The 19,206-nt window shown below is 68.7% G+C and carries 16 protein-coding genes; 7 read left to right on the top strand and 9 right to left on the bottom strand.

Annotated features, from left to right (window positions below; all coding sequences use genetic code 11):
- Positions 1-828 carry a 3-methyl-2-oxobutanoate hydroxymethyltransferase gene (gene panB / locus OUA97_RS06815; RefSeq protein ID WP_267231070.1) on the top strand — a complete coding sequence of 276 codons (828 nt, stop codon included), beginning with the start codon at positions 1-3 and terminating at the stop codon, positions 826-828.
- A 76-nt stretch (positions 829-904) separates the two neighbouring features.
- Here panB and OUA97_RS06810 read toward each other — a convergent pair whose 3' ends face one another.
- Positions 905-1,165: a helix-turn-helix domain-containing protein gene (locus OUA97_RS06810; protein ID WP_267231069.1), complete on the bottom strand. Its 261-nt coding sequence runs from the start codon at positions 1,163-1,165 to the stop codon at positions 905-907.
- Between the two features lie 305 nt (positions 1,166-1,470).
- Between OUA97_RS06810 and OUA97_RS06805 the strand changes: the two genes are divergently transcribed.
- From OUA97_RS06805 to der, 5 genes are all read left to right on the top strand, one after another.
- On the top strand, positions 1,471-2,733 hold the full coding sequence (locus OUA97_RS06805) for a dicarboxylate/amino acid:cation symporter (protein ID WP_267231068.1): 1,263 nt from the start codon (positions 1,471-1,473) through the stop codon (positions 2,731-2,733).
- Positions 2,730-3,419, top strand: coding sequence for a TetR/AcrR family transcriptional regulator (locus OUA97_RS06800; RefSeq protein WP_267231067.1), 690 nt, complete (start codon positions 2,730-2,732; stop codon positions 3,417-3,419). Before OUA97_RS06805 ends, OUA97_RS06800 begins: the two co-directional genes overlap by 4 nt.
- 100 nt (positions 3,420-3,519) lie before the next feature.
- The gene (locus OUA97_RS06795) at positions 3,520-4,311 is read left to right on the top strand and encodes a tetratricopeptide repeat protein (protein WP_267231066.1); all 792 of its coding nucleotides are present in this window, start codon (positions 3,520-3,522) and stop codon (positions 4,309-4,311) included.
- On the top strand, positions 4,308-5,696 hold the full coding sequence (locus tag OUA97_RS06790; protein ID WP_267231065.1) for a PQQ-like beta-propeller repeat protein: 1,389 nt from the start codon (positions 4,308-4,310) through the stop codon (positions 5,694-5,696). Before OUA97_RS06795 ends, OUA97_RS06790 begins: the two co-directional genes overlap by 4 nt.
- Before the next feature lie 16 nt (positions 5,697-5,712).
- Entirely contained in the window at positions 5,713-7,344 is a 1,632-nt protein-coding gene (gene der / locus OUA97_RS06785) for a ribosome biogenesis GTPase Der (protein WP_323690531.1), read from the top strand.
- On the opposite strand, the gene OUA97_RS06780 is transcribed toward der, so the two are convergent.
- Genes OUA97_RS06780 through radA form a run of 5 tightly spaced genes read right to left on the bottom strand, consistent with a single transcriptional unit; the run spans position 7,292 to position 12,598 of the window.
- On the bottom strand, positions 7,292-8,041 hold the full coding sequence (locus OUA97_RS06780) for an SDR family NAD(P)-dependent oxidoreductase (RefSeq protein ID WP_267231064.1): 750 nt from the start codon (positions 8,039-8,041) through the stop codon (positions 7,292-7,294). The genes der and OUA97_RS06780 overlap by 53 nt on opposite strands.
- On the bottom strand, positions 8,034-9,056 hold the full coding sequence (locus OUA97_RS06775; protein ID WP_267231063.1) for a bile acid:sodium symporter family protein: 1,023 nt from the start codon (positions 9,054-9,056) through the stop codon (positions 8,034-8,036). Before OUA97_RS06775 ends, OUA97_RS06780 begins: the two co-directional genes overlap by 8 nt.
- A 55-nt stretch (positions 9,057-9,111) precedes the next feature.
- Positions 9,112-10,605: an amidophosphoribosyltransferase gene (purF, locus tag OUA97_RS06770; RefSeq protein WP_267231062.1), complete on the bottom strand. Its 1,494-nt coding sequence runs from the start codon at positions 10,603-10,605 to the stop codon at positions 9,112-9,114.
- Entirely contained in the window at positions 10,602-11,225 is a 624-nt protein-coding gene (locus OUA97_RS06765; protein ID WP_267231061.1) for a CvpA family protein, read from the bottom strand. The genes purF and OUA97_RS06765 overlap by 4 nt, the downstream gene beginning before the upstream one ends.
- Before the next feature lie 5 nt (positions 11,226-11,230).
- Complete coding sequence (radA, locus tag OUA97_RS06760) at positions 11,231-12,598, bottom strand: DNA repair protein RadA (protein WP_267231060.1); 1,368 nt, start codon at positions 12,596-12,598, stop codon at positions 11,231-11,233.
- 151 nt (positions 12,599-12,749) lie between these two features.
- Between radA and OUA97_RS06755 the strand changes: the two genes are divergently transcribed.
- Positions 12,750-13,922, top strand: coding sequence for a Yip1 family protein (locus OUA97_RS06755; protein ID WP_267231059.1), 1,173 nt, complete (start codon positions 12,750-12,752; stop codon positions 13,920-13,922).
- Here the strand turns inward: OUA97_RS06755 and alr are convergent.
- The 3 genes from alr to OUA97_RS06740 form a co-directional block, all read right to left on the bottom strand.
- Positions 13,919-15,010, bottom strand: a complete 1,092-nt coding sequence (gene alr, locus OUA97_RS06750) for an alanine racemase (protein ID WP_267231058.1) — start codon at positions 15,008-15,010, stop codon at positions 13,919-13,921. The two genes, OUA97_RS06755 and alr, sit on opposite strands and share 4 nt — an antisense overlap.
- A 78-nt stretch (positions 15,011-15,088) precedes the next feature.
- A complete protein-coding gene (locus OUA97_RS06745) occupies positions 15,089-16,573 on the bottom strand; it encodes a replicative DNA helicase (protein WP_267231057.1) in 1,485 nt (494 codons plus the stop codon).
- Positions 16,574-16,726: 153 nt separating this feature from the next.
- Positions 16,727-19,132, bottom strand: coding sequence for a TonB-dependent receptor plug domain-containing protein (locus tag OUA97_RS06740; RefSeq protein ID WP_267231056.1), 2,406 nt, complete (start codon positions 19,130-19,132; stop codon positions 16,727-16,729).
- Positions 19,133-19,206: the final 74 nt, after the last annotated feature.

Here is a 19,206-nt window from a genome sequence, read left to right as displayed (position 1 = left end):
ATGTCGGCTCAGCGTCAGGAAACCGTTCGGCGGATCGCCGCCCCAGACATCGCCGCCCGCAAGGGCGGGGTGCCGGTCGTGTGCCTCACGGCCTACACCGCCCCGATGGCCGAGATCCTCGACGAGCACTGCGATCTGCTGCTGGTCGGCGATTCGGTCGGGATGGTCGTCCATGGCCTGCCCAACACCGTCGGCGTCACCCTGGAAATGATGATCCTGCACGGCCAGGCGGTCATGCGGACCTCGCGCCGGGCGATGGTGGTGGTCGACATGCCGTTCGGCTCCTACGAGGGCTCGCCGGAGGTCGCCTACGCCAATGCGGCGCGGGTGATGAAGGAGACCGGCGCCCAGGCGATCAAGGTCGAGAGCGGTCCGACCGTGGTCGAGACCATCGATTATCTGGTCAAGCGCGGCATCCCGGTGATGGGGCATGTCGGCCTGCGTCCGCAGGCGGTGCACGTTGACGGCGGCTTCAAAGCCAAGGGCAAGGCCGGCGACGAGCGCGCCCGCATCCTGCAGGAAGCCAAGGCCACCGCCGAGGCCGGCGCCTTCGCGGTCGTGGTCGAGGGCGTGGCCGAGGGCCTGGCGCGCGAGATCACCGAGGCGATCTCGGTCCCGACCATCGGCATCGGCGCCTCGGCCGGCTGCGACGGCCAGATCCTGGTCACCGACGACATGCTCGGCCTGTTCGACTGGACGCCGAAGTTCGTGCGCCGCTACGGCGATCTGCGCGGCGAGATCGGCCGGGCGGTCGCCGGCTATGCCGACGACGTGCGCGCGCGCCGATTCCCTGGCCCAGCCGAGATCTATTTCGCCAAGGCCGGCTAGAACGACCGAGTCCGCTCCAGCACTTTGACTTTGGCGCCTTGTCCGCCGAAGTGGCGCCGGTTGGGCGGAAAATGCGCTAGAGCCTTCGCAGGCCCGAAACGTCCAGCCCCGGTTCGAACAGGATCCGGGGCGAGACGTGAAGCGCGGTGATCAGCGCGTGCAGCTGGACCGACGCCAGGCGCAATCGGCCGTGTTCGGCCATCGACAGCTCGGCGTGCGAGATTCTCGCCCGGTCGGCGAGGTCGGCCAGCGCCAGGCCCCTGGCCTCGCGGACGTCTTTCAATCTCCGGCCGACGGCTTCGAGGTCCGTGCTGACCGGAGGCAGCGATATGATCATCGCCGATCCTCCCTGATGGGCGGAGCTTAGGACCGATCAGGCGCGCGGCCCAATCAACTTATCCTATTGAATCGATAGATGGTTTCGATGCCGTGGCAGGGGCGGCGGTCCGCCCGGATCACGCCGCAACGACATCATCTAAAGAGAAATAATCATAGTCAAAACAAGGCGTAATGCAGGTAATTTAATCTTCGAATTGGCGAGCGGCGGTCGACGCCGACCGAGCGGGCGGCTAGAGCGCAGATCGACGCGGCGGGGCGAAATCCGGTTTCGCGCCGGCTCGAACGCGCACTAGTTTCAGACCGATGGCCAAGCTTCTGAACGTGATCCGGGCCGCCGGCGCCCAGACGACCGTGCGTATTCTGCTCGCCTTGGCTGCCGGCCTGACGGTCGGCGCGGCGATGGCCGGACATCCGGCGATCGAGAAGATCATCGCGATCGCCGATCCGGTCGGCGGGCTGTGGCTTGACGCGCTGCGCATGACCATCGTGCCGCTGGTCTTCTCGCTGCTGGTGGTCGGCGTGTCGGCGGCGGCGGGGACGGCGGCGGCGGGCGGGACGGCGGCGCGGGCCCTGGGCCTGTTCGGCGTGCTGCTGACGGCCAGCGCGGTGTTTTCGGCGCTGGCGGTGTCGGGGGTGCTGGCGGCCTGGCCGGCCCCGCAAGCGGCGGTCGCGGGCCTGCGCGAGGCTGCGGGCCACTCGAGCCAGAAGGTCCCGGACTTCCCGACCATGGGCGCGTGGCTGCGCGCCTTCATCCCGACCAACCCGATCGAGGCCGCCGCCGAGACCAACATGGCGCCGCTGGTGGTGTTCGCGCTGCTGTTCGGCCTTGCGCTGACCCGGATCCGCGCTGAGCTGCGCCGCGGCCTGACGGACGTCTTCCAGGCGCTGATGGACACCATGCTGGTGCTGGTCCAGTGGGTGTTGCTGGTCGCGCCGATCGGGGTGTTCGCGCTGGCGCTGATCGTCGGGGCCAAGGCAGGGTTCGGGGCGGCCGGGGCGCTCGGCCACTACATCCTGATCCTGTCGGGCGTCTGCATCGCCGTTGGCCTGCTTTCCTATTTGCTGGCGCTCGCGGCCGGCGTGCCGCTGGCGGCCTTCGCCAGAGCCGCGGCGCCGGCTCAGGCGGTGGCGTTCTCGACCCAATCCTCGATCGCGTCGCTGCCGGCGATGATCGCCGGCACGCGCCAGTTGGGCGCGTCGGAGGCCAGCATCGGCGTGGTGCTGCCGCTGGCGGTGTCGCTGTTCCGGATCACCAGCCCGGCGGCGAACCTTGGCGTGGCGATCTATTGCGCCCACGTGTTCGGCGTGCCGTTGAACGCCGCGCTGCTGGCCGCCGGGATCGGGGTGGCGGCGGTGATCAGCCTGGCCTCGGTCGGGCTGCCGGGGCAGATCACTTTCTTCACGACCACAGGGCCGATCTGCCTGATCATGGGCGTGCCGCTGGAGCTGCTGCCGATCCTGCTGGCGGTGGAGACCATTCCGGACATCTTCCGTACGGTCGGCAACGTCACCGCCGACATGGCGGTCACCTGCCTGGCCAAGGGCGTGGAGGGCCGCGCGGCATGACCCGGGCGGCGAAACCCGCGTCGCCGCCCCGCGGCCGCCGCCGGAAAGGCGAGGGCCCGGACCTGCGCAAGGCGATTCTCGACGCCGCCGAGCAGCTGTTTGCGGCGCACGGCTTCTATGGGGTGACCACCCGCCAGGTCGCGGCCGAGGCGGGAGTCGATACGGCGCTGATCCACTACTACTTCGGGGCCAAGCGCGACCTGTTCGACGCGGTGTTCGCGCGGCGCGCCGAGATCCTCAACGCCGTGCGCGTCGAGGCGATGGCGGCCTACGAGGCCCAGAGCGGCGGCCATATGACGCCCCGCGGCGTGGTGGCGGCGTTCATCGACCCGTTGATCGAGATGTCGCTGACCGGAGAGCCGGGCTGGAAGAACTACTTCCGGCTGGTGGCGCTGGTGAACAACACCCCGGCCTGGGGCGGCGAGACGATGCACCACTATTTCGACCCTGTGGTGCACCAGTTCATCGACACCCTGCGCAAGGTGATGCCGCAGGCGCAGTCGCCGGATCTCTACTGGGGCTACCAGTTCCTGACCGGCTCGATGATGCTGGCGCTGTCGGAGACAGGGCGTATCGACCAGCTGTCGGAAGGGCTGTGCCGCTCGACCGACCTGGCGGCGGTGCGCGCGCGGCTGTTCGACTACTGCGCGGCGGGCTTCGAGGCGATTGTCGCGCCGCGGTCCTGAGCGCGCGGCGGGGCGACGGTCCGCCGTTGCAGGCGCGCGCCCACCGCTATAGGTTCCGCCGCTCTGAACACTAACGCCTATTCGCGCGGAGTCCCCCGACGTGGTCGATGTCTTTGATGAAGTCGAGGAGCAGCTCCGCTCCGAGCGCTACAAGTCGATTGCGCTGAGGGTGCTGCCGATTCTCGGCGGCGTGCTGGCGGTGGCGCTCGTCGCCGCGCTGGCGGTTTGGGGCTATCAGCACTTCCGCAGCCAGGCCGCGGCCGAGGCGTCCGAGAAGTACGCGCAGGCGATCGAGGCGTTCAACGCCGGCCGCCGCGACGACGCCATCCGCCTGTGGGGCGAGGTGGGGCAGGGCTCCTCCAAGGCCTACAAGTCGCTGGCCCTGCAGCACCTGGGCGGCCTGAAGATCGCCGACAACAAGACCGCCGAGGCGGTGAAGCTGTTCGACCAAGCCGCGGAAGCTGCGCCGAACAACATCATCGGCGACGCCGCCCGCCTCAAATCCGCCTTCGCCTTGCTCGACACGGCTCCTTACAAGGACATGGAGGCGCGCCTGACGCCGCTCACCGAAGAAGGCCGTCCCTACCGCGCCGAGGCGCGCGAGGCCCTGGCCTTTTCCAAGCTGATGGCTGGCGACCTGGCCGGCGCGCGTAGCGACTTTACGGTGATCGGGCTGATGGCCGACGCCGGCGAGGGCTCGCGCCAGCGTGCGGAAGCGGCCAAGGCCCTGATCGATTCCGGCTCGGCCAAGGCCCTGCCGGCGACCGTTAAGGCCGCCATGGCCCTGCCGCCGCCGGTGCAGCTGCCTCCCGGCGCCGTTCCGCCGGGCCTCGCGCCCCAGGGCGGCCCGCAACCGGCCGCCCCGCAACAGTCCGCCCCCGGAGCCCAATGACGTCCATGCGCCGTACCAGCCTCCTTGCTCTGTTCCTGGCGGCGAGCGTCGCCGTGACCGGCTGCTCGACCGTCAATCGGCTCAACCCGTTCAACAAGGGCGATGAAGGCCCGCAGGAAACCGCGTCGGAAGGCGAGCGCATCGCCATCGTCGCGGCCGACCAGACCCTGGAAGTCGCCGAGGCCCTGAAGGGCGCGGACTTCTTCCTGCCGACCCCTGAAGCCAACGCTAGCTGGTCACTGCCCGGCGGCTCGCCCGAACAGTCGATGAACCACGTCGAATCCAGCGGCCTGTCGGTCGCCTGGAAGCGCGGCTTCGGACAGGGCTCGGACCGCGGCGCGCACGTGACCGCGACGCCGGTGGCGGCCAACGGCAAGATCTATGTCATGGACGGCGAGGCGACCGTCACGGCGTTCGACGCCCAGTCGGGATCGCAGCTGTGGCGCACGAACCTGCGTCCGGACTCCAAGCGCGACAAGGAAGCCTTCGGCGGCGGCCTGGCCCTGGCCGACGGCAAGCTCTACGTGACTTCGGGCTACCGCTTCGCCGCCCAGCTCAACGCCGACACCGGCGCGGTGACCTGGCGGACGAGCACCGAGCAACCGATACATGCGGCCCCGACGGTGTCGGGCGGGCGCATTTTCGCGGTGGCGATCGACAATACGCTGCTGACCTTCGATGCGGCGACCGGCGCGACGGGCTGGACCTACCAGGCCCTGTCGGAGTCGGCGCGGATCCTGGCCGCGTCCAGTCCGGCGGTGTCGGGCGATACGGTCGTGGCCTCGTTCGGGTCGGGCGAACTGGTGGCGCTGCGCGCGGCCAACGGCAACGACCTGTGGAACGAGGCGCTCAGCCGCGCCAACCGCAACAACGCGCTGTCGGAAATCCGCGACATCCCGGGCCGCCCGGTCATCTACCAGGGCGACGTGTTCGCGGTCAGCCACTCGGGCGTGTTCGCAGCCACCGACCTGCGCACCGGCCAGGCGCGCTGGAGCCTGCCGGTGACGGGCATCACCTCGCCGTGGCCGGCGGGCGACGTCGTCTATGTGGTCTCCAAGGCCGGCGAAGTGATCTGCGTGGCGCGCGAGAGCGGCCAGATCTACTGGATCACCGACCTGGGCAAGGACCGCGAGTCGAACGGCGGCGGCTTCATGGGCATCGGCAAGAAGAAGTTCACGACGCGCCCGATCTGGTCGAGCCCGCTGCTGGCCTCCAACAAGCTGATCCTGGCCGGATCGACCGGTGAACTGGTCGCCCTGAACGCCAAGACCGGCGCTGTTGAAAACACGGTGAACCTCGGTTCGCCGACCCTGATCAGCCCGATCGCCGTAGCTGGTACGGTGTATGTTGCGACCGACAAGGCGCAACTGATCGCGCTGCGCTAAGCGGAAGCTGATTTAGATGCCTATGCGGCTCGCTATCGTCGGACGGCCCAATGTCGGCAAGTCGACATTGTTTAACCGGCTGGCGGGCAAGAAGCTCGCGATCGTCGACGACCAGCCGGGCGTCACCCGCGACCGTCGCTTCGGCTCCGGCCGGATCGGCGACCTGGAGCTCGAGCTGATCGACACCGCCGGTTTTGAGGATGTCACCGATGACAGCCTTGAATCGCGCATGCGCCAGCAAACGATCGTGGCCATCGAAGAAGCCGACGTGGCGCTCTTCGTGGTGGACGCCCGCGACGGCGTGACACCGATGGACGAGGTGTTCGCCGAGATCCTGCGTCGGCACGACAAGCCGGTGATCCTGGCGGCCAACAAGGCTGAATCCAAGGCCAGCGACGTCGGCGTCAACGAGGCCTTCGGCCTGGGCCTGGGCGAGCCGATCGCGATCTCCGCCGAGCACGGCGAGGGGATGGCTGACCTCTATCAGGCGCTGCTCGGCGTCTACTCGGACCTGGACGAGGAAGAAGAGGACGAGGGCGAAAAGCCGATCCGCATCGCCATCGTCGGCCGTCCGAACGCCGGCAAGTCGACCCTGGTCAACAAGCTGATCGGCGAAGACCGGCTGCTGACCGGTCCTGAGGCCGGCATCACCCGCGACGCCATTCCGGTCGACTGGACCTGGGAAGGCCGTCCGGTGCGGTTGGTCGATACCGCCGGCCTGCGCCGCAAGGCGAAGGTCCAGGAGAAGCTTGAGAAGCTGTCGACCAGCGACACCATCCGCGCGATCACCTTCGCAGAGGTGGTGATCCTGGTGATGGACGCCACCCACCCGTTCGAAATTCAGGACCTGCAGATCGCCGACCTGGTCGAGCGCGAAGGCCGTGGGTTGGTCTTCTGCCTGGCCAAGTGGGACCTGATCGAGAATCAAGGCGCGACCCTGAAGGAGATCACCGAGGAAGCCGGCCGCCTGCTGCCGCAGCTGCGCGGCTCGCCGGTCGTGGCGCTGTCGGCTGAGACCGGACGGCACCTGGACCGACTGATGCCGGCGGTGTTCAAGGTGCACGGAGACTGGTCGACCAAGGTCAAGACCCGCGACCTGAACGACTGGCTGAAGATGGCGCTGGAACGCCATCCGCCGCCCGCCGTCGGTGGGCGGCGCGTGAAGCCGAAGTACATGGCGCAGATCAAGGCGCGCCCGCCGACATTCGTGCTGTTCGCCAGCCGGGCCGATCAACTGCCGGACCACTATCGCCGCTACCTGATCAACTCGCTGCGCGAGAGCTTCGACATGCCGGGCGTGCCGATGCGCCTGACCGTCAAGTCGAACAAGAACCCCTATGCCGAAGGCGAGGAGAAGGGCGGGCCGGCGCCGAAGTCGTCCGTGCCGACGTTCGCCCCCAAGCTGGGCAAGAAGGTGGTGACGCCGAAGGGCGTGGCCGCGGTGCGGGCCAAGGCGGCCGGCGCCGTGGTCGAGACGGCTGAGAAGCCCAAGCCCCAGGTCAAGCCGAAGACCAAGCAGGTCGCGCCGGGCAAGCCGAAGGTCGGCGCGGGCCCCACGCCGAAGGGCCGCGCCGCCAAGCTGAACCGCCCCGGCGTCAAGCCGAAGCGAGCGTCCCGGCCGACTTCCACTCGTCGAAGCGGACGTTAGTCTTCGGCAGGCCGAGTTCGGCCTGGGCCAGTTCCACGATCAGCGGGCCGATCTCCGACGGGTGCGGCAGGTCCATCGGGTCCTCGCCGGGCATGGCTTCGGCGCGCATCTTGGTGCGCATGGCGCCCGGATCGATCAGGGCCGCGCGCACGGACGTGTTCTCCAGCTCGTCGGCCCAGGTGCGGACCAGGTGCTCGACGGCCGCCTTGGTGGCCCCATAGGCGCCCCAGAACGCCTTCGGGCGCTCGACGCGGCCGGAGGTGAAGAACAGGCCGCGGCCGGCGTCGGATTCACGCAGCAGCCGCTCGGTGGAGCGGATCAGGCGATAGGTGGCGGTCAGGTTGGCGCTGACCACCCGGTCCCAGATCGGCGGGTCGATGTGCGACACCGGGGTCAGGCCGCCGAGGATCGCGGCAGCGTGGACCAGGATGTCCAGGCGTTGGAACCGCTGGTGGATCGCCAGGCCCAGGCCGTCGATGTCGTCGCCCTTCATGAGGTCGAGCGGAACCAGCGTGGCCGGCTTGCCGGTCGCCTGCTTGATCTCGTCATCGAGGGATTCCAGCCCGCCCTGATTGCGGCCGACGGCGATCACGTGGGCGCCCGCCTTGGCCAGCGCCAGGGCGCACTCGCGGCCGATGCCGCGCGTCGCGCCGGTGACCAGGGCGATGCGGCCGTCGAGGGGAAGGGACTCAGTCATGACTTGGCTCTTGAGGCGGACGTTGGGCGTAGCGCTGCGCCAGGACGGCGCAGAGCATGAGTTGGAACTGGTGGTACAGCATGACCGGCAGAAGCACGAACCCTACCGTCGCGGCGGGGAACAGCACGCCGGCCATGGGCACGCCGGCGGCCAGGCTCTTGTTGCAGCCGGCGAATGCGATGGCGATCTCGTCTTCCTTGGGGAAGCCGCGGACCCGGGCGATCCAGATCATGAACCCCAGCGAGACGGCCAGCAGCGCCAGGCAGACGAGGATGATGCGGACGAGGTCGAGGGCTGTGACCTTGGACCAGATGCCGGCGACCACGGCGCCCGAGAACGCGTTGTAGACCACCAGCAGGATCGAGACCTTGTCGACCAGGCCGAGCGGCTTGGCGTGGCGCGAGATCCAGCCGCCGATCCAGCGGCGCAGCACCTGACCGGCGAGGAACGGGGCCAGCAGCTGCAGCAGGATCGCCTCGAACGAGGAGAACGAGAGGCCGCCGCCCTCGGCGCCCAGCAGCAGTCCGACCAGCAACGGGGTGATGAACATGCCGAGCAGATTGGAGACCGACGCCCCGCAGACGGCGGCCGCGACATTGCCTTTGCCGATGGCGGTGAACCCGATGGCGGACTGGATGGTCGACGGCAGGCAGGCCAGGTAGACGAGGCCCGGAGCCAGGGCGGCCGGTACGATCCAGCCCGGCAGCGCCGAGGCGCCGAGGCCGAGCAACGGCCAGAGGACGAAGGTGGCGGCCAGCACCAGGCCGTGCAGACGCCAGTGCAGCAGGCCGCGGATCACGGCCTCCTGGCTGAGCTTGGCGCCGTGCAGGAAGAACACCAGGGCGATGCCGGCCTTGGTCAGGTCGGAAACGAGCGGTGCGGCGGCACCGCGGGCGGGCAGGATGGAGGCGAGCACGACCATCCCGACGATCGCGCCGATGTACCAATCCAGGCCGAGCGACTTCAGCCGAGCCTGAAGGCCGGTGGGCCGACTTGCGGCCTTGGCGTCAGTCACGCCTCAACTCGTCGCGAAGGAGCCTTTCCCGCGGGGGAAAGGCCCGTAGCGGGGCTCACGCGTCGACCAAGAACGACAGCTGCCGGTCAGCGCCGTCGTTGCGGCCTTCGGCGATCTCGCGATCCAGCAGACGGGTCGGATAGTCGCCGGTGAAGTAGTGGTCGGTGAACTGCGGGTTGGCCGGATCGCGCGGCGCGGCCTGCATCGCGGCGTAGAGGCCATCGACAGACAGGTAGCCCATGGTGTCGACCTCGAGGATCTTGGCGATCTCCTCGACCGACTTGTTCGCCGCCAGCAGGTGCTCGCGGTCGGGCATGTCGATGCCGTAGTAGTCCGGCCACATGATCGGCGGCGAGGCCGAGCGGAGGTGGACTTCCTTGGCGCCGGCTTCGCGGACCATGCGGACGATCTTCAGCGAGGTGGTGCCGCGGACGATGGAGTCGTCGATCAGCACGACGCGCTTGCCAGCCAGGACGGCGCGGTTGGGGCTGTGCTTCATGCGCACGCCCAGTTCGCGGACGCCCTGGGTCGGCTGGATAAAGGTCCGGCCGACATAGTGGTTGCGGATGATGCCCATCTCGAAGGGCAGGCCGCTTTCCTGGGCATAGCCGATGGCCGCCGGGACGCCGGAGTCGGGCACCGGGACGACGACATCGGCCTCGACGCCGCTTTCCTGGGCCAGGCGCCGGCCCATCCGCTTGCGCACGTCATAGACCGAGCGGCCGTTCACGACGCTGTCCGGACGGGCGAAGTAGACGTACTCGAACACGCAGGGACGGGCCTGCGCGGCCGGGAACGGCTTCATGCTGCGGATGCCCTTGTGGTCGATGACGACCATCTCGCCGTGCTCGACGTCGCGGACGAACTTGGCGCCGATCATGTCGAGGGCGCAGGTCTCGGAGGCCAGCACCGGCTTGCCGTCGAGGTCGCCGAGGACCAGCGGGCGGATGCCCAGCGGGTCGCGCACGCCGATCAGCTTCTTGTTGGTCAGGGCGACGAGGGCGTAGCCGCCTTCGATCTTTGACAGGGCGTCGATGAAGCGGTCGACGAACTTGGCCTTCCGCGAGCGAGCCAGGAGGTGAAGGATCACCTCGGAGTCCGAGGTCGACTGGAAAATCGCCCCCTCGGCGACCAGCTGCTCGCGCAGGGTCAGGAAGTTGGTCAGGTTGCCGTTGTGGGCCAGGGCCACGCCGCCGGCCTCAAGGTCGGCGAACATCGGCTGGACGTTGCGGATGAAGCTGCCGCCGGCGGTCGAGTAGCGGGTGTGGCCGATGGCAGAGTGGCCGGGCAGGCGCTCGACCAGATCCGGGCCGGCGAAGGCGTCGCCGACATGGCCCATGTGGCGCTCGGTATGGAAGCGCTGGCCGTCGAAGACCGCGATACCGCAGGCCTCCTGGCCGCGGTGTTGGAGGGCGTGCAGACCCAGCGCGGTGATCGCCGCCGCAGCGGCGGTATCATAGACGCCGAACACCCCGCACTCGAGGCGGGGAGTGTCGTCGTCAGGATCGCGATAGGTCGGCTGGCGCCATCGATCTTGATCCTGAGTCATCGGGATTTCTCCACCAGATCGTCGAGCCTGCGTCGTTCGCGCGGGTCATAGCCTTGGGCGTCCGCAGAGTCACCCCGGTCCGTCGCCGAACCTTCACGAACTGCGTCTCCAATTGAAGGCGCGAGTTTACCTGCCATGTCTAAGCCCTTGGGCGCGAAGGCCTTTAACGCTTTGGCCGCCGCGCTCGTCAGAGGATAAAACGCCGCACCCGTCATCCATCGCGGAACCCGGTCGGGCGGAGTCGCCGCCTGGAACGCCAGATGAAGGGCGCCCAGGACCACGAGCGCACGCACGAGGCCGAATCCGAGGCCGACGGATCGGTCCAGAACGCCCAGTACATGGGTGCTGTGCACGCCTCGCACCATGGCCCCGCCAGTGACGCGCAATGTCGCATACACGACAATGAAGGCGGCGAGCCCGGCGACCACCGCGCCGGCCCAGGGCGGGTCCTCGATGAGGCTACGGCCGATCGGGGCGGTCCAGCGCAGGCCGAAGACCGCAATGACCGCGGCCAGCACGAACGAGAGCGCGCGGACCATCTCGCGCGTCGCGCCGCTGAAGAAGCCGACGGCGGCCGAGGTCAGCAGGATCGCCAGGACGATGATGTCGAACCAGGGCAATCCGGCTACTCCCACTGGCATTCGCCGATGCGGCGGATGGCGTCGGCCAGCCGTGTGGCCCCGGTGACCTTCATCCCGCCGCCGCCGTCAAGGCCTTGCGGCCCCAGCACATGTTTGAAGCCGAGCTTGGCGGCCTCCTTCATGCGCGAATCCATGCGGCTGACGGACCGGATGTCGCCCGACAGGCCGATCTCTCCGAACACCACGCAGTCTTGGGGCAGGGCCTCGTCCAGCGCGGAGGACGCCAGGGCGGCGGCGGCGGCGAGGTCGGCGGCCGGCTCGGTGACCCGCAGGCCGCCAGCTACGTTCAGGTAGACGTCGCGGTCGCCGAGCGCGAGCCCGCAGCGGGCCTCGAGCACCGCCAGGACCATGGCCAGCCGCCCGGAATCCCAGCCGACGACGGCGCGGCGCGGGGTGCCGTAGGCGGAAGGGGCGACCAGGGCTTGGAACTCGACCAGCACCGGACGCGAGCCCTCGATGCCGGCGAACACCGCCGCGCCAGCGGCGCGCTCGCCGGAGGTGTCTAGGAACAGGGCAGAAGGATTGCGCACCTCGCCGAGGCCGGCGTCGCCCATCTCGAAGACCCCGATTTCGTCGGTGGCCCCAAAGCGGTTCTTGGTCCCGCGCAGAATACGGAATGGATAGCCGCGCTCGCCTTCAAAGGTCAGGACCGCGTCGACCATGTGCTCGACCACGCGAGGCCCGGCGATGGCGCCGTCCTTGGTGACGTGGCCGACCAGGATCATGGCCACGGACTGCTTCTTGGCCAGCCGCACCAGTTCGCCGGCGGCGGCGCGAACCTGGGTGACCGATCCGGGCGCGGCCTCGTGCGCGTCGCTCCACATGGTCTGTATGGAATCGATGACCACGAGGTCGAACTTCTCGCGCTTCAGGCTGTCGAGGATGTCGCGCAGCGAGGTTTCGGCGGCCAGCCGCACGGGCGCGTCGGCCAGGCCCATCCGCTGGGCGCGGCCGCGGACCTGTTCGACCGCCTCCTCGCCGGAGATGTAGGCGCACTTGACCCCGCGGCGGGCGGCGTTTGCGGCCACCTGCAGCAGCAGGGTCGACTTGCCGACGCCTGGATCGCCGCCCAGCAGGATGGCCGAGCCGGGCACGACGCCGCCGCCGCAGACGCGGTCGAACTCGTCGACGCCGGTCGAGATGCGGGGCGGGGCGGGGACCTCGTCCTCCAGGCCCTGGAAGCTGACGCCGCGCGCGCGGCTGGCCTTGCTGGGCGCCAGCGCGCCGGGCGGGCGGCTCTGGACCTCTTCGACCAGGGTGTTCCACGCGCTGCAGGCCGGACACTGGCCGGCCCACTTGCTCTGCACCGCGCCGCAGGACTGGCAGACATAGACGGCGCCGTCGCGGGCCATGCGAACTCCGTGATTCGTAACAAATGCGCAGTCTAGCGGCGCTTGCGGCGCAAGTCCGTCGCCCCGAAGTTGGCGTCCGTCGAATGCCGTGTGATAGATTCCCGTTACGCGAGTAGGGCGGTGGGCTTTTCCAAAAGGGCTGGAGACATACATGAGCGCAGTGGAACCGGGGGCCGCGACATCGGGGCTGGTCGAACGGGTCAAATCGATCCTGTTGAAGCCGGGCGCGACCTGGGACGTGATCGACGCCGAGCCGGCAAGCACCGGCGGGCTATTTAAGAATTATGCGGCCATCCTGGCGCTGATCCCGGCGATTTGCGGGCTGATCGGCGGGGCGGTGATCGGCGGCGCTTTCGGGATCAAGGTCCCGATCCTGTTCGGGGTGGTCGGCGCAGTCGTCGGCTATGTGCTGAATCTGGCCATGGTCTTCGTGATGGGGCTGATCATCGACGGCCTGGCGCCGTCGTTCGACGGCCAGAAGAACCAGACCCAGGCGATGAAGGTGGCGGTCTATTCGAGCACCGCCGGCTGGGTCGCCGGGGTGTTCTCGCTGATCCCGATGCTGGGGCTGCTGGCGGTCATCGGGTCGCTCTATGGGCTGTACCTGCTGTATCTCGGCCTGCCGAAGCTGATGAAGGCGCCGCAGGAAAAGGCGTTCGGCTACACCGCTGTGGCGGTCATCGTGGCCATCGTGCTGTCGATCGTGATCGGCGCGGTGATGGGGGCGATCAGCACGTTCGGCATGGTCGGCATGGGCGCGGCCGGGGCGCTGAGCTCCAACACCGTGCAGATCGGCGACAAGTCGGTCGATCTCGGCAAGCTGGAGGAGGCCTCCAAGAAGATGGAGGCGGCCGCCAAGCAGATGGAAAGCGGCGAGGCACCTGAGGCGGTGCAGCCAGACGTTCTGAAGGCCTATCTGCCCGACGGCGTCGCGGGCTATGCGCGCACCGAGCTGACCACCGGGTCGGGCGGCGCGGCCGGCGTGGCCGGATCGACCGCCGAGGGCGTCTATACCAAGGGCGACTCGACGATCCGGCTCAGCGTCACCGACTTGGGCGCGGCCGGCGCCCTGGCCGGTATGGCCAGCGCCTTCAACATGCAGTCGTCGAGCGAGACGAACGGCAAGTACGAGAAGGTCGGCAAGGTCGACGGGCGGATGACGCAGGAATCCTACGACAGCGCCACGCGCCAGGGGCAGTACAGCGTCTTGGTCGGCGACCGCTTCATGGTCGCCGCGCATGGCGACGGCGCCAGCGTGAACGATCTGAAGTCGGCGGTGGCGGCGGTCGGTCCGGCCAAGCTGGAAGCGCTGTCGAAGGGCTAGACTGCGCCGAGGTAGACGCGCTCGGCACGGCCGCCCAGGCGCACGAGGCATTCGTGCGCCACGGTGCCGGCCGCCGTGGCGATGTCGTCGATCAGCACGTTTGGGCCCAGCAGCTCCACATAGTCGCCGATCGCGGCCGGCGATTGGCCCAGATCGACGCCGATCAGGTCCATGGTCACGATCAGCACCTGGCGGCGGGCGCCGCCGTACCAGGCATAGCCGCCACGCTGCGAGGCGCGGATGACTCCGTCGGCGTAGCCGGCGCCGACTACGGCCATGCGGATCGGGCGATCGGCGACCAGGCGCGAACCGTAGCCGACGATCTCGCCAGGCTGGATGTTCCGGATGTAGAGAATCTTGGCCTCGAGCTTGGCCACCGCTTGGAGCCGCGGGTCAGGGCGCTCCTCGGGCCCGCCGCCATAGAGGCTGATGCCGGGGCGGATGATGTCGCCGCGATAAGCGTCGCTCAGCATGATGCCGGCCGAGGCGGCGAAGCTGGCGCGGGCGTCGGGAAACAGCGGACGCACCTGATTGAAGCGATCCAGCTGCAGGGCGTTGCGCGTGTCGGCCGGATCGGTCGCCGAGCCGAGATGGCTCATCAGGACCTGGACGTCGAGGTGGCGCAGCCGGTCCGGGGCGGCGGCGAGGGCCTTGGCCTCGTCGAGCGTCACGCCCTGGCGGTTCATGCCGGTGTCGACCTGCAGAACGACCGGCAGACGCCCCGCGGAGGCGGCGTAGGCGTTCGCGGCCTCGATCTGAGGCAGGCTCTCCAGCACGGGGGTCAGGCCGGACGCGGCCAGCCGCGGCCCGTCGCCGGGCAGGAAACCGTCCAGCACGTAGATCGGCGTCGGACGCTGGGGCCCGAGCTCAGCGCGCAGGGCCTCGCCCTCCGAGAGCCGCGCGACGAAGAAGCCGCCGGCGCCTTCGGCCCACAGCCGGCGACCGACGGGCCCGGCCCCCAGGCCATAGCCGTCCGCCTTGATGACCGGCGCGGCGTCAGCGCCTGGAGCGGCGGCCCGCAGGACGGCGAAGTTATGGGCGAGCGCGTCGAGGTCGATGGTCAGACGTGCGGGGGAGGAGGAGGACATCGCCTGTCCCATAGCGGAGGCCGGCGGGCGGTGCGAGGCCGGGCCTATTCCGATTGGTGAGAAGGGCTTGCGCCGCGGTTAGTCGTCGGACGTGTAGAAGTGGCTGTGCGCCAGGTTGCCGAACTTGGTGATGTCCTCGTTGAAGGACAGCTTGACCGTGCCGATGGGGCCGTGACGTTGCTTGGCGATGATCACGTCGGCGGTGCCGCGGACCTTGTCCATCTCTTCCTGCCAGGTCAGGTGCTCGGGCGTGCCTTCGCGCGGCTCCGAGCGGCCGAGGTAGTAGCTCTCGCGATAGATGAACATGACCATGTCGGCGTCCTGTTCGATCGAGCCCGATTCCCGCAGGTCGGAGAGCTGGGGCCGCTTGTCCTCGCGGTTTTCCACCTGACGCGAGAGCTGCGAGAGCGCAATGACCGGCACGGCCAGTTCCTTGGCCAGGGCCTTCATCGACTGGGTGATCATCGAGACTTCCTGCACCCGGTTGTCGCTCTTGCCGTCGCCGCCGGTGACCAGCTGGAGGTAGTCGATGACGATCAGGTCGAGGCCGTGGGTCCGCTTCAGGCGCCGCGCGCGCGCGGCAAGCTTGGCGATGGTGATGCCGCCGGTGGCGTCGATGAACAGCGGCGCGTCCTGGATCTCGAGCGCCGCGTCGCGGATGCGTCCGAACTCCAGCGCGTCGATCTCGCCTTTGCGCAGCTTGTCGCCGGAGACGCCGGAGACTTCGGCCAGCAGACGCATGGCTAGCTGGTCGGCGGACATTTCGAGCGAGAAGAACGCCACCACGCCGCCGGACACGGTCTTCTTGGTGCCGTCCGGCTGCGGTTCCCAGGCGTAGTTGCGGGCCACGTCGAAGGCGATGTTACAGGCCAGCGAGGTCTTTCCCATCGACGGGCGGGCGGCGAGGATCAGCAGGTCGGAGGGGTGCAGGCCGCCGATCTTGCGGTCGAGATCCAGCAGGCCGGTCGAGATGCCGGCCAGGCCGCCGTCGCGGGCGTGCGCCTCGGCGGCCAGGGTGACGGCGCCGTGCACGGCTTCCGAGAACGGGACGAAGCCCTGATTGTTGCCGCCGGATTCGGCCAGGGTGAACAGCTGGGCCTCGGCCGCCTCGATCTGGTCGCGGGCCGAGCGGTCGGCGTCGCCTTGCTGGGCGGTCAGCGCGATTTCGCCGCCGATGCGGATCAGGTCGCGGCGCAGGGCCAGGTCATAGACGGCGCGCGAATAGTCCGGGGCGTTGGCGGCCGGCGGGGCCCGGTCGACGAGGTCGGCGAGGTAGCGAATACCGCCAAGCTCCTCGAAGGCCGGGTCGCGGTTGAACTGTTCGGCGAGCAGGATCGGCTCGGCCAGCTGGCCCTTGCGGACCGCCGACTCGATCGCCGTGAACAGACGCTGGTGGAAGGGTTCGTAGAAGTGCCGAGCCTGAAGGAAGTCGCCGAGCCGTTCGAACGCGGCGTTGTCGTACAGCAGCACGCCGAGCAGGGCCTGTTCGGCCTCGATGTTCGCCGGCGCATGCGGGATGGCGGCGTCGTTCTGGGCGGGGCGGAGATCGAGGGCGATGGACATCGACTTACAGATACCTAACCCGGCGGGGGGCGGTCTGCGCCGATGTCGGCGGAACCCACAGGAGAAGTGTCGCGCCTGTGGATAGCTCTCGAACGACAGCGGCGCGGGCCTGGATAGACCCGCGCCGCGTCAGTTACGGACGTAGGTCTCAGCCTACCACTTGTAGGCCAGGCGGCCGTAGACGAAGCGGCCGTTGAACCCGAACGGCGAGAACGACGAGAACGGCGCGGCCGAGGTCGTGTTCTGGTTCGGCGTGATCTGACGCGGATAGACGTCGAAGACGTTGTCCGCGCCGACCGATGCGGTCAGGCCGATCGGGAAGGTGTAGCGGGCTTCCAGGTCGACCAGGCCGCGCGTGCCGGTCCGGTTGTCCGAGCTGCCGTCCGCGGCCGAGCCCGGCGAGAGGACGTCGCCGTAGATCGTGGTGCGCACGGTGGCGCCCCAGGCCTCACGGTTCCAGTCGCCCTGCAAGGCCAGCTTGTGCTTGGGCGTGCCGTCTTCGAAGCGCAGCGTCGCCTGGCGGGCGAACAGCGAGGTCGGTGTCGGCAGGATCGAGGTCTTGGTCACCGGGGTCTTGGTGACGTCGACATCGTTGTAGTTGGCCGCGGCCGTCAGGTCGAACGTCCCGGCTTGCTCGTCGACGATGCGGTAGCGGGCGACCACGTCGACGCCGACGGTCTCGGTATCGACGCCGTTGATGAAGAAGCGGGCCGCCGACGCGCCGAGCGGCGAGAGCAGGTCGTAGATCACCCGGGCGTTGGTCCCCGGGGCCGCGGCCGGATTGCCGGTCAGGGTCTCCGACAGGACGATGCGGTCCTTCACGTCGATCTTGTAGCCGTCGACGGTGAGCTCGAACGCACCGCGGCGGAAGACGAAGCCGAGCGCGTAGTTGTCGGAGGTCTCGGCCTTCAGCGGCTCGGCGCCCAGGGCCCGGGCGACCGGGCTGGTGGCCGGATAGGTGCCGGTCTCGTACGGAACGTTGTCGATGTAGAGGATCGACGTCGAGGTGAAGTACTGCTGCTGCAGCGCCGGGGCGCGGAAGCCGCTGGAGATCGCGCCGCGAATGGCGAACTCCGGCGAGAACTCGTAGCGGGCGGCGAGCTTGCCGGTCGTGGTGTCGCCGAAGTCGGAATAGTCCTCGTAGCGGATGGCGGCCGATAGGGTCAGCTGCTCGGTGAGCTTGCCTTCCAGGTCGACATAGACGCCGATGTTGTCGCGATCGACATCCACCTCGTTTGACGGGGTGAAGCCGGTGAAGCCGCGCGAGCCGAAGTTGACGCCCAGGACCGGACCACGGGCGTAGGAGGCGACCTCGCCCTGGTTGATCTTGTAGGTCTCCTGGCGGGCCTCAAGACCGAAGGCGACGTTCAGCGGGCCGGCCAGGCCGACGTCGAACTCGCGGCTGAAGTCGGCGCCGAAGACCAACTGATCATAGGTCAGGCCGCCGGCCTGGAACGACGTCGGCGACGTCGGGCCATAGGACGGGTTGATCGTGTTCTGGACACCGAAGTCGATGTCGTTCTTGCCGTAGACGATGTTGAAGTCGGCGTTGAACCCGGCGATCTGGCCGCGAACGCCAAGGCCGGCGCTGTTGTCCTCGGTGTCGGTCGTCAGATAGGGCAGGTAGCCGTTCGGATAGACCGAGGGAATGTTCTGCAGGGTGTCGGTCGGCAGGCGGTAGGTCGCAGCGCTGGAGGCGTCGCGGTGCTGGTAGCCGTACCAGCCATAGAGGTCCCAGGTGTCGTTCAGCGACTTGCCGGCATTGGCGTAGAACGAGATGTCGTCGACGTCGGCGTCGCCGAACCGCGAGGTGATGCGGTTGGGGGTGACGCGCTTGTCGATGTCGCTGCGGTTGGTGTTCTCGCGCGAACGGTACTCGGCCGAGAGCGTCAAGAAGCCGTCGCCCAGGAAGCTCAGGCCCTGCCAACCCGACACCGTGGTGGTGGCGCCGTCGCTGATGTCGTCGTTGCGACCGTAGTAGCCGTCGAAGCTGGTGAGATAGGAGCCGTAGGTGACGCTCAGGCCGCCGCCGCTGGCGGCCTCGCGCAGGCGCATGTTGATGACGCCGGCGATGGCGTCCGAGCCGTACTGGGCCGAGGCCCCGTCACGCAGGACTTCGATGCGATCAATGGCCGTGGACGGGATGGCGTTGAGATCGACGGCGGCCGAGCCGCGGCCGACCGATCCGTTGGTGTTGACGAGCGCGGTGGCGTGACGGCGCGTGCCGTTGACCAGCACCAGCGTCTGATCAGGGCCCTGGCCGCGCAGGGTGGCTGGGCGGATGGCGTCGGTGCCGTCGGTGTTCGAGGGGCGCGGGAAGGTGATGGAAGGCACCGAGGTGGCGAGCGCCGTCGCCAACTCGGTCGTGCCGCGCTGCTGCAGCGCATCGGCGCTGATGACATCCACAGGAGCAAGGGTTTCGAGGCGCGAGCGGCCTTCGGTGCGGGTGCCGGTGACGACCAGCTCTTCGACCTCACCAGCCCCCGACTGGGCGTAAGCTACGCCAGAAAACAGACTCGCGGCCGAGGTGGCCGCAAGCAGCAGTACGCGATACTTCATTGATATCCCCAACTTGTTATTCCCGCCGTTTGGCGGACGGATCATGGCCCTACGGAAAAGGTAGGAATTGGGGC

This window comes from Phenylobacterium sp. 58.2.17 (assembly GCF_026411515.1).
In the GTDB taxonomy this organism is placed as follows: Bacteria; Pseudomonadota; Alphaproteobacteria; order Caulobacterales; family Caulobacteraceae; genus Phenylobacterium.
Note: the sequence above shows the minus strand (reverse complement) of the source record. Positions and strands in the feature narration are given on the sequence as shown.

Excerpts from the sequence above, each read along its gene's own strand:
- panB (WP_267231070.1), top strand. The coding sequence starts at position 1 with ATGTCGGCTCAGCGTCAGGAAACCGTTCGGCGGATCGCCGCCCCAGAC.
- OUA97_RS06810 (WP_267231069.1), bottom strand. The coding sequence starts at position 1,165 with ATGATCATATCGCTGCCTCCGGTCAGCACGGACCTCGAAGCCGTCGGC.
- OUA97_RS06805 (WP_267231068.1), top strand. The coding sequence starts at position 1,471 with ATGGCCAAGCTTCTGAACGTGATCCGGGCCGCCGGCGCCCAGACGACC.
- OUA97_RS06800 (WP_267231067.1), top strand. The coding sequence starts at position 2,730 with ATGACCCGGGCGGCGAAACCCGCGTCGCCGCCCCGCGGCCGCCGCCGG.
- OUA97_RS06790 (WP_267231065.1), top strand. The coding sequence starts at position 4,308 with ATGACGTCCATGCGCCGTACCAGCCTCCTTGCTCTGTTCCTGGCGGCG.
- der (WP_323690531.1), top strand. The coding sequence starts at position 5,713 with ATGCCTATGCGGCTCGCTATCGTCGGACGGCCCAATGTCGGCAAGTCG.
- OUA97_RS06780 (WP_267231064.1), bottom strand. The coding sequence starts at position 8,041 with ATGACTGAGTCCCTTCCCCTCGACGGCCGCATCGCCCTGGTCACCGGC.
- purF (WP_267231062.1), bottom strand. The coding sequence starts at position 10,605 with ATGACTCAGGATCAAGATCGATGGCGCCAGCCGACCTATCGCGATCCT.
- radA (WP_267231060.1), bottom strand. The coding sequence starts at position 12,598 with ATGGCCCGCGACGGCGCCGTCTATGTCTGCCAGTCCTGCGGCGCGGTG.
- OUA97_RS06755 (WP_267231059.1), top strand. The coding sequence starts at position 12,750 with ATGAGCGCAGTGGAACCGGGGGCCGCGACATCGGGGCTGGTCGAACGG.
- alr (WP_267231058.1), bottom strand. The coding sequence starts at position 15,010 with ATGTCCTCCTCCTCCCCCGCACGTCTGACCATCGACCTCGACGCGCTC.
- OUA97_RS06745 (WP_267231057.1), bottom strand. The coding sequence starts at position 16,573 with ATGTCCATCGCCCTCGATCTCCGCCCCGCCCAGAACGACGCCGCCATC.
- OUA97_RS06740 (WP_267231056.1), bottom strand. The coding sequence starts at position 19,132 with ATGAAGTATCGCGTACTGCTGCTTGCGGCCACCTCGGCCGCGAGTCTG.